This window comes from Microcoleus sp. B7-D4, assembly GCF_036705125.1.
Classification (GTDB): domain Bacteria; phylum Cyanobacteriota; class Cyanobacteriia; order Cyanobacteriales; family Microcoleaceae; genus Microcoleus.
In genome coordinates, this window is sequence record NZ_JAUBTT010000093.1 from 23,856 (window position 1) to 32,417 (window position 8,562).

8 protein-coding genes are annotated in these 8,562 nt (G+C 48.3%); 5 read left to right on the forward strand and 3 right to left on the reverse strand.

What is annotated here, in order from left to right; all coding sequences use genetic code 11:
• Positions 1 to 354: 354 nt before the first annotated feature.
• A complete protein-coding gene (locus QUB12_RS29230) occupies positions 355 to 510 on the forward strand; it encodes a hypothetical protein (RefSeq protein WP_333147342.1) in 156 nt (51 codons plus the stop codon).
• Here QUB12_RS29230 and QUB12_RS29235 read toward each other — a convergent pair.
• Both QUB12_RS29235 and QUB12_RS29240 read right to left on the reverse strand, forming a co-directional pair.
• The gene (locus tag QUB12_RS29235; RefSeq protein ID WP_333147345.1) at positions 495 to 1,265 is read right to left on the reverse strand and encodes an ABC transporter permease; all 771 of its coding nucleotides are present in this window, start codon (positions 1,263 to 1,265) and stop codon (positions 495 to 497) included. The genes QUB12_RS29230 and QUB12_RS29235 overlap by 16 nt on opposite strands.
• A 14-nt stretch (positions 1,266 to 1,279) precedes the next feature.
• A complete protein-coding gene (locus QUB12_RS29240) occupies positions 1,280 to 2,107 on the reverse strand; it encodes an ABC transporter ATP-binding protein (protein WP_333147347.1) in 828 nt (275 codons plus the stop codon).
• A 383-nt stretch (positions 2,108 to 2,490) separates the two neighbouring features.
• Between QUB12_RS29240 and QUB12_RS29245 the strand changes: the two genes are divergently transcribed.
• Together QUB12_RS29245 and QUB12_RS29250 are read left to right on the forward strand one after the other, a co-directional pair.
• Positions 2,491 to 3,615 carry an ABC transporter substrate-binding protein gene (locus QUB12_RS29245; RefSeq protein ID WP_333147349.1) on the forward strand — a complete coding sequence of 375 codons (1,125 nt, stop codon included), beginning with the start codon at positions 2,491 to 2,493 and terminating at the stop codon, positions 3,613 to 3,615.
• 441 nt (positions 3,616 to 4,056) lie between these two features.
• Positions 4,057 to 6,099 (forward strand): iron uptake porin, encoded by a 2,043-nt coding sequence (locus QUB12_RS29250; protein ID WP_333147351.1) that lies wholly within the window; start codon positions 4,057 to 4,059, stop codon positions 6,097 to 6,099.
• A 228-nt stretch (positions 6,100 to 6,327) separates the two neighbouring features.
• Here the strand turns inward: QUB12_RS29250 and QUB12_RS29255 are convergent, their stop codons facing one another.
• Positions 6,328 to 6,525 carry a hypothetical protein gene (locus QUB12_RS29255; RefSeq protein WP_333309580.1) on the reverse strand — a complete coding sequence of 66 codons (198 nt, stop codon included), beginning with the start codon at positions 6,523 to 6,525 and terminating at the stop codon, positions 6,328 to 6,330.
• Positions 6,526 to 6,606: 81 nt separating this feature from the next.
• Between QUB12_RS29255 and QUB12_RS29260 the strand changes: the two genes are divergently transcribed.
• Both QUB12_RS29260 and puuE read left to right on the forward strand, forming a co-directional pair.
• A complete protein-coding gene (locus tag QUB12_RS29260; protein WP_333147353.1) occupies positions 6,607 to 7,335 on the forward strand; it encodes a GntR family transcriptional regulator in 729 nt (242 codons plus the stop codon).
• 234 nt (positions 7,336 to 7,569) lie between these two features.
• A complete protein-coding gene (gene puuE, locus QUB12_RS29265) occupies positions 7,570 to 8,475 on the forward strand; it encodes an allantoinase PuuE (protein ID WP_333147355.1) in 906 nt (301 codons plus the stop codon).
• Positions 8,476 to 8,562: the final 87 nt, after the last annotated feature.

The following is an 8,562-nucleotide window of genomic DNA, read 5'->3' on the forward strand; positions in this document are numbered from 1 at the left end:
TTGCCTGTTGCTGTGGAACAAATATCTTGCCTGTTGCTGTGGAACAGGCAAGATGCCTGTTGCTGTGGAACAGGCAAGATGCCTGTTGCTGTGGAACAGGCAAGATGCCTGTTGCTGTGGAACAAATATCTTGCCTGTTGCTGAGTGGCGGGCAGGATGCCCACCCCACAAGAAAATTCAATCTTTGCCCCATGCCTAAGTCAATATCACCCGATCGGGGGATACTTCCCGCCGAAAAAGTTCTATAATAGTATCATAAGGCACAGAAAAAGATTCGGACATACCAAATAAAGCTGGTATGGTGACAGGTTTCCATGTGCCTCCCAGAAAAACAACAATCTTGGAGGCAAAGTTATGACATTCTTCAATCGCCAACTAACCAAAAAATCCCCCGCGCCAGTACCTGTAGAAGACATCAAACAGCCTGGGCACGAAGAACCTTTAGGCCACTTGCACCCCAATTTCCGGCAGTGGGTTTGGTTGAATCCATCCCATCAGCGCGCCCAGTAAATCAGGTATTTCTCAGCAGCAGCAAACAAGCTGTAAAGTACGGTTCCCATCACAGCCAAAACCATCAATCCTGCAAAACCTAAAGGCACGTCAAAGTTAGAACTCGCGGTGACAATTAAGTAGCCGAGGCCTTTGTTGGATGCTACTGTTTCCGAAATTACAGCGCCGACAAAGGCGAGGGAAATTGCTACTTTTAGGGATGCAAAAACGTAGGGTAAGGTGTGGGGGAACCCGACTTTTTGGAAGATTTCGATTTGCGATGCACCGAGCGATCGCATCACATCTTTCATCTCGGGTTCAACTGTATCCAATCCCAAAGCTACGTTAACTGCGATCGGGAAAAATGCCAGCAAAAAAGCAGTCAGAATTGCCGGCACCGTACCGATGCCAAACCACAGCGCAAACAGCGGCACTAATGCGACTTTCGGTACAGTATTGAACCCAACTAATAGCGGGTACAGAACTACATAGGCAATCCGCGAATACCCGATCAGAAACCCCAGCACTATGCCAGCTACAATGGCTATGCAAAAACCCGCTAAAGTTGTAAACAAAGTTTGTCCCGAGTTTTCGATCAGTGCTTTGCTTTGAGTTAAAGTGGCGGCGATAATTGCAGAAGGTGCGGGCAAGTTGTAAGGGGGAATTTTTAATAGCAATACCAGAATTTCCCACAGCACGAACAGCAAGATTGTAGCAGCAATTGGCATCACAATGCTTGCTGTTTTTGAGCGAGCAAATTTCTCTAACTTATCCATTGCTTTCTCGTTTTTTAATTGCGGTGAATGTGGCGGCGCAGTTCTGCTACGATGTGGTTGAAGTCATCCGACAGGATCATATCTAGATTAGTGGGACGCGGCAGGTTGACTTTGACTTTATAGACGATCGAACTCGGGCGCGGGCCCATTACATAAACAGTATCCGATAAGAAAACTGCCTCGCGCAAATCGTGAGTGATCAGGATGCAAACGCACTTCACCCGCATCCACAACTCTTGCAGCATCACCCACATTTCCTCGCGGGTGAAAGCATCTAACGCCCCAAAAGGTTCGTCTAACAGCAGTATTTCCGGCTGGTGAATCAAGCCCCGACACAGGGAAGCCCTCTGCCGCATTCCTCCCGATAATTGCCAGGGAAACTGTTTTTGAAAGTCTTGCAATCCGACGGTAGCTAACAATTCTTGGGCTTGGCGCACGAACTTTTCGCGCCGCTGAGGATCTTTAAATTCCCGCTTGTAAGGCTGCACTACTTCCAGCGGTAAAAGTACGTTGTCGAGGGTATTTCGCCAAGGCAAAAGCACGGGATTTTGAAAGGCAATGCCGACATTTTTAAGCGGTTTGGCAATCTTTTTGTCGCGAATCCGAATTTCGCCGATCGGCGCTGGAGACAGCCCGGAAACCATCCTCAAAATCGAAGTTTTACCGCAGCCGCTGGGCCCCACAAAGGACACAAATTCTCCTTGGGCGATCGACAGCGAAATCTCGTCAATAATTCGCCTCGGTTGGCCGTCAACTCGATACTCTAAACCCACTCGATCGAATTCCAACAGAGTCGGTTCTTGCGTTTCGATCGCATTTGTTAGCATTTTAGGCTGTACCACAGTTAGTCTAACTCCTTTCTTTAGTATAAACTCCGCCGTATCCTGTATACACAAATGGTTTCCAAATTTATATATCTATTTATTCTTGATATTTGGAAATTTTGCTGTATCCGAAAATACAAACTTTTGGACGAGCGATCGGGTAAGCGAGCGCAACATTACAGTTAGGGCAAATATCAACTTGTCTATTTGATTGTGGTTTGACAAAAAACTAAAAACTGTGTTTCTGTATACAGTCAGCCAATTAATTTGAGCATACCGTATACAAGAAACCCGATCGCTGCTTAACTTTGAGGCGAAATCCGCAGAGATGGGCGAGATCCTTTGGTGCGCTAGATAGGTTTTTCCTTCGGTTTGTTGTCCAAATAGCAAGGTTTTTTTTCATGAAAAATACGTGGTTAGGACGATCGCTATCCCTAATGCCGATCGCAGCGCTACTAATTCTGAGTAGCTGCCAATCCCAGCAGCCGAATGCCGCAACTACCCCTGCATCAGGGGGAGCAACTGCAACAGCAACAGCCGCCGACACCGCACAGAAACGCACCATCAAAGTCAATCCATCTTGGCTGCTGCAAGGCGACAACGCACCGCTGACAATGGCGATCGACAAAGGCTATTTCCCAGCCGAAGGATTGGATGTCAAAATCGAGCGGGGCTACGGTTCCTCTGATACAATTACTAAAGTAGCAGCAGGCCAATTCGAGATTGGATTTGGCGATATTTACTCGATGATGGAGTTCAACGCCAAAAATCCCAACGATCCAGTAGTAGCAGTTGCAGTACCTTACAATCGATCGGCATTTTCAATTGTCACCCTCAAGTCGAGCAACATAGCAGATCCGAAAGGATTAGTCGGCAAAAAGCTAGGAGCTCCCGCAGGAGATGCACCGCGCAAATTGTGGCCGGTATTCGCCCAAAAAACCGGAGTGCAAGCCGATTCGGTAGAGTGGATTACAATGGAACCGAAGCTGCGCGAAACCTTATTAATCAAGGGCGATGTCGATGCGGTAAGCGGTTTTGCAACCACGATCGTCCCTGCGCTAGAAAAAGCAGGCAAAAAGCCGGAAGATATGAATGTATTTTACTACACCGAGAACGGCTTAGATTTGTACGGAAATGCGATCGTGGTTAAAAAAGCCTTTTTAGACCAGAATCCCGAAGTAGTAAAAGGATTTTTGAGAGCGTATTTTAAAGGACTCCAAGATACCTTAAAAGATCCGACAGCCGGATTGGAATCGGTGGTAAAAGCTGGAGACAGCTTGATGGACAAAAATGCGGAAAAGCGGCGCCTGCAAATTGCTTTAGAAAGGCTGTACATCACTCCCGAAGTTGAAAAAGTTGGCTTGGGCGGAGTCGATCCAGCTCGTCTGGAAGCGACAGCAAAACAAGTAGCAGAAGTCTTACAGATTGAAGCTCCCCCAGTTAATAAGATAGTTGATGAGAGCTTTTTGCCTCCGAAAGAAGAGCGGGCTTTACCTGCTGCGGCCGATCGCAAACCGCTGACTTAAAAGAGCGAATACAGCGTATTCCAGGTTGATGAAATGTAGGGACTTAGGCTCAGCTCATTGGTGACAAGTTAACCCTAAAACCCTTGCTCAATCTCGTTTTTACCCAGTCCAGATCCCCCTAAATCCCCCTTCTTAAGGGGGACTTTAAAACTCTTGCTCCCCCCTTTTTAAGGGGGGCTGGGGGGGATCTTAGAGTTTGAAAACACGCCCTAGAGGGGATCTAGATTTAATAGTCAAACAGCAGTCTCTGACTGGGTTTGACGTTAAGTTGACACGAAGAAGGGATCTTGAAGTGTCCCTACAGAGAGCTAACGATGTGGGGTTTACTTCATAAATGTCGTATCTGATGTATTTTGCCGTTGTCCGAGATTGTTCGGTTAAAACCGCTCCTTGTCAAACAAAGTCCGCCTGCATGGACTAAAAAATTACGGTGTGAGGATAATGTCTAAATTTTTGTTTTTCCAAATTGTGCTGACAGCAACGCCAGCCTTTTTTTGTATTAATCTGCTGCATTCTCCTGGAATTTATGCGGCGGAAACTTCCGTTTCAGAAAGCGAGGAAGCAACAGCCCCGACAGCAGAATTACCTGTAGCAGAATTGCCTGTCGCACCAATTGACACACAGATAAATTCTGCGGAAAAACCAGAAACAACCGCTGATATCGAAGTCGAAAAAGTGGCGCAAGCTGAGAATATTTCCGTCGCGACCGACAGCGAACAAATTGCCGAAATTCCTCAAAATAGCGAAATAAAGCAGACAGAAACAGCAGCCCAAGCATCCAGCGAATCGAGCATATTAGCCGAGTCTATTCAAACGCCGGAAGAGCCGGCAACTATCGCCGACATCCAACAAACAGACAGCCTGGAAATAAACGATGCTGCCGAAATAGAGCAAGTCACCTCAGTTTCCCAACTCAGCGATGTCAAGCCTACAGATTGGGCATTTCAAGCACTGCAATCCTTAGTTGAGCGCTACGGCTGCATAGCAGGATATCCCGACGGCACCTATCGCGGAAATCGAGCCATGACACGCTACGAATTCGCCGCCGGTTTGAATGCGTGTCTCGATAAAGTTGCGGAGTTGGTAACAGCAGGAACCTCGAATTTAGTCAAAAAAGAAGATTTACAAAAACTCCAAAAACTGCAAGAAGAATTTGCGGCAGAACTAGCAACGCTGCGCGGTAGAATCGATGTATTAGAAGCCCGCACGGCGGAGCTAGAATCGAATCAATTTTCGACCACAACGAAACTGAATGCTACGGTTTGGTTCAACCTGACATCAGCATTTCCCACAGGCGATATCACCGCAGAACGCAGCCGCACCGCCCCAAACAGCCCCTTTGCTCCCCCAACTCGCGATGCCAACAACCGACCGACTCGCGTTGAGCGGGGGCAACCAGAAACTACTTTTAGCTCCTACGCTTTCTTGACGCTTAATACTTCGTTTACAGGCAAAGATTCGCTGGTGACTCAGTTAGTTGTCGGCAACGGCAACTCACCCGCAAACGAACTGGTATCGGCGGGTTTTTACAACACTTGGGGAACGCCGTTTTTAGATCAAACTGGCGTACCCACGGCTAATACTGTGGGAATTCGCGAGATGTCTTACACGTTTCCGGTGGGAGATAAAGTGCAAGTTTCCATCGGGCCGCGATTGAATTATTATCGGTATTTTGACGGCAATCGCTTCACGTTCTTTCTGAGGGGAGCCACGAGTTTTAACTCGAACGGAAGTACGCTGTTAAATGCAGTCGATCGCGGATCGGGCGCTGCTGTCACTTGGCAAGTTGCCAAACCGCTCAGGTTTACGGCTGCTTATATGGCTGAAAATACCGAATTTTTGAATCCTGCGGTATTCAATACGGCTAGCAATCCCAGCGATGGTTTGTTCAACAGTACAAACACGATGACAGCGCAGTTGGAATACGCCCCCAGCAACTCTTTCAATCTGCGGCTGCTTTACGCGCGATCGAGCCTCAAACCTTATAACGGATTCATCGGCGGCGCAGTGGGCGAACCGCTGCCTTACGGCTATGCAGATGACGGTTTCGGGGGCAGAGTTAGAGACTCCGGCGCCGATACTTTTGTGGTCAATTTTGATTGGTTGCTGAGCCGGAATTTCGGTTTGTTCGGGCGCTATTCCTACGGACAACTTGAGGTAAATCCGGTAAATCGCGATCGCTCTGGCGGAGATATTAAGGTACAGTCTTTGCAAGTCGGCATGGGATTTCCCGATTTGGGAAAAAAGGGGGCGCTGGGCGTGCTTTCATTTGTGATTCCCCACGATTACATATCGGGCCGCAGATTTTTGCTCTCCGGCGGGGGAAATGGAGGAACTCAGTACGAGGTAGAGGGTTCGTACTACTACCCGCTTACTAATAATATTGCGATCGTCCCGGCATTTTATGCTATCTTTAATGCCAACAACTTTGATGGCAACCCGACTGTATTTGTGGGAAATCTCCGCACTCAGTTTAGCTTTTAACCAAGGGGTGGGGGCGGGTTTATTTAGATTGTCTGCGCCATTTAAAACTGTAGGTGAACCCGCCCCTACAGGATTGACGATCGTGGTGTTATTGGGTAAATCTTAACCGAAATATTGCACCATTCCCATGACCTGTAGGGGCGGGTTCACCAATAGCCTTAAATAGTACAAACAGGTAAAATAAACCCGCCCCCACCCCACAAATAGCCCTCTATTAACATTACTCATTTAAAACCGAATGTCTTCTATCAGGCTCTTGTTTAAACCCCTGCCGTACTGCGTCCAAGCGCGTGGTTGTTGACACCTGCGGCCAAAGCCGCGCGTCCCCAAAAATATCACCTGCAATCTATACCTACCTGCTACATCAGCGTCAATGTGCTGTATCATTGATAATGAGTCAGCCAAAACCTCCTGATTATCTAACATAAAAATCTGAGAGATAAGGCTGAATCAACAAGTTTTAACAAAACTAAACTAACTCTATTTTAAACAGAAGGATAACTGATTTTGGCTTTGTCATTTCGCGCGATTCGCCGCACTCAATCCCTCCACGAACAAACTTACCAAGCTCTCCGAACTGCTATCCTGTCGGGGGAATTAGCAGGGGGAGAACGCCTGATCGAAACACAACTGGCCCAAATGCTAAACGTCAGCCGAACTCCGGTGAGAGAAGCTTTGTGCCAACTGCAGCGAGAGAATTTAGTGACGGCAGATCCGCATCACGGATTGCGCGTCGCTACGCTGTCGATCGCCGATGCGGCGGATCTTTACGATTGTCGCATCGCTTTGGAACAATTATCGGCCGCCGGGGCGAGTCAAAATGCGACACCGACTCAATTAAAACAACTAGAATCGATCGTCACTCAAGCAGAAAATAACACGCCCGCGCGATCGGGCGAACTGACAAACTATCAATTGCTGTACGCAGATTACCAATTTCACCGCTTGCTAGCGCAAAGTTCCGCTAATTCTTGGTTGGTAACTCTGTTAGATCAGGTGTTTGACAAAATGATATTAGTGCGGCTGCGCACAATGGAATACAATCCGGGAGTATTGGAAATCCGCAGCGAACACCGCCGCATTTATCAAGCTGTAATCGAACAAAATGCAGCCGCCGCAGAGCGAGCAATTAAAGAACATTTAATCGCCAGCAAAGCGCGGGTAATTAAAGAAATTCAGGAAATAGAACAGGAACACGGCAAGATAGATACAGCATCTGCCAGGTTTATGAAGTAGGGACACGGTACTGCCGTGTCCCTACGGCGGGGAGAGATCGATCTGGGTGTTCTTCATAAACGTGGAATCTGCTATAAGTTAAAATAAGTGCGATCGTACAATTAAAAAAAATCACCTTTCCCGATCGCCACAGCAAAAACGTCAATTATTGCATTTTCCCTCTTCCTGATTCCCGATCTCCGTTACATCCGTTAAATCCGTCGAGCGAATCCGTTGCCGAACTTCCTTCTACTTATGCCAGCAAATTATCCGCGAGAATTAATCGGTTACGGGCAAAATCCCCCCGATCCTAAATGGCCAAATCGATCGCGCGTAGCCGTACAATTTGTAATTAATTACGAAGAAGGCGGAGAAACCTGCATCCTGCACGGAGATGCGTCTTCCGAAACATTTCTCTCAGAAATTGTCGGGGCCGTCCCCCTATCGGGACTGCGCCACATGAACATGGAATCCTGTTACGAATACGGCAGTAGAGCCGGTTTTTGGCGGCTGCACCGGATGTTTGTTTCCAGGGGAATACCGGTCACAGTGTACGGGGTAGCGATGGCCTTAGAAAGGCATCCAGAAGCAGTAGCAGCGATGTTAGAAGCGGATTGGGAAATTGCCAGCCACGGCTACCGCTGGATCGATTATAAGTATTTTGGAGAAGAAGCGGAACGGGAGCACTTGCAAAGGGCGATCGACATTCACACGCAAGTTACCGGCAGCCGTCCCCTCGGCTGGTATACCGGGCGCACGAGCCCCCATACTCGCAAGCTAGTAGTGGAGGAAGGCGGCTTTCTCTACGATGCCGACAGCTACGCGGATGATTTGCCTTACTGGGTGTACGAGTGCAACAGGCCCCACTTGGTAATTCCCTATACCCTCGACAACAACGATATGAGGTTTGCCACAAGTCAGGGGTTTAATTCCGGCGATCAGTTTTTTGCTTACCTGCGGGATGCCTTCGACTTACTCTACTCCGAGGGCGAGACAGCGCCCAAGATGATGAGTGTGGGGCTGCACTGCCGTTTGGCGGGGAGGCCCGGGCGGGCGGCGGCTTTGGGGCGTTTTTTGGATTACGTGCAGCAGCACGAAAAGGTGTGGGTATGTCGCCGCATCGATATTGCCCGACACTGGCACGAACATCACAAGCCGTAGCATTTTCAAGAACAGGCTTTCCGGCCTGTTCCACAAGAAATGAATTTTTTTGTGGGGTGGGCGTCTCGCCCGCCCAAACAAACAGGC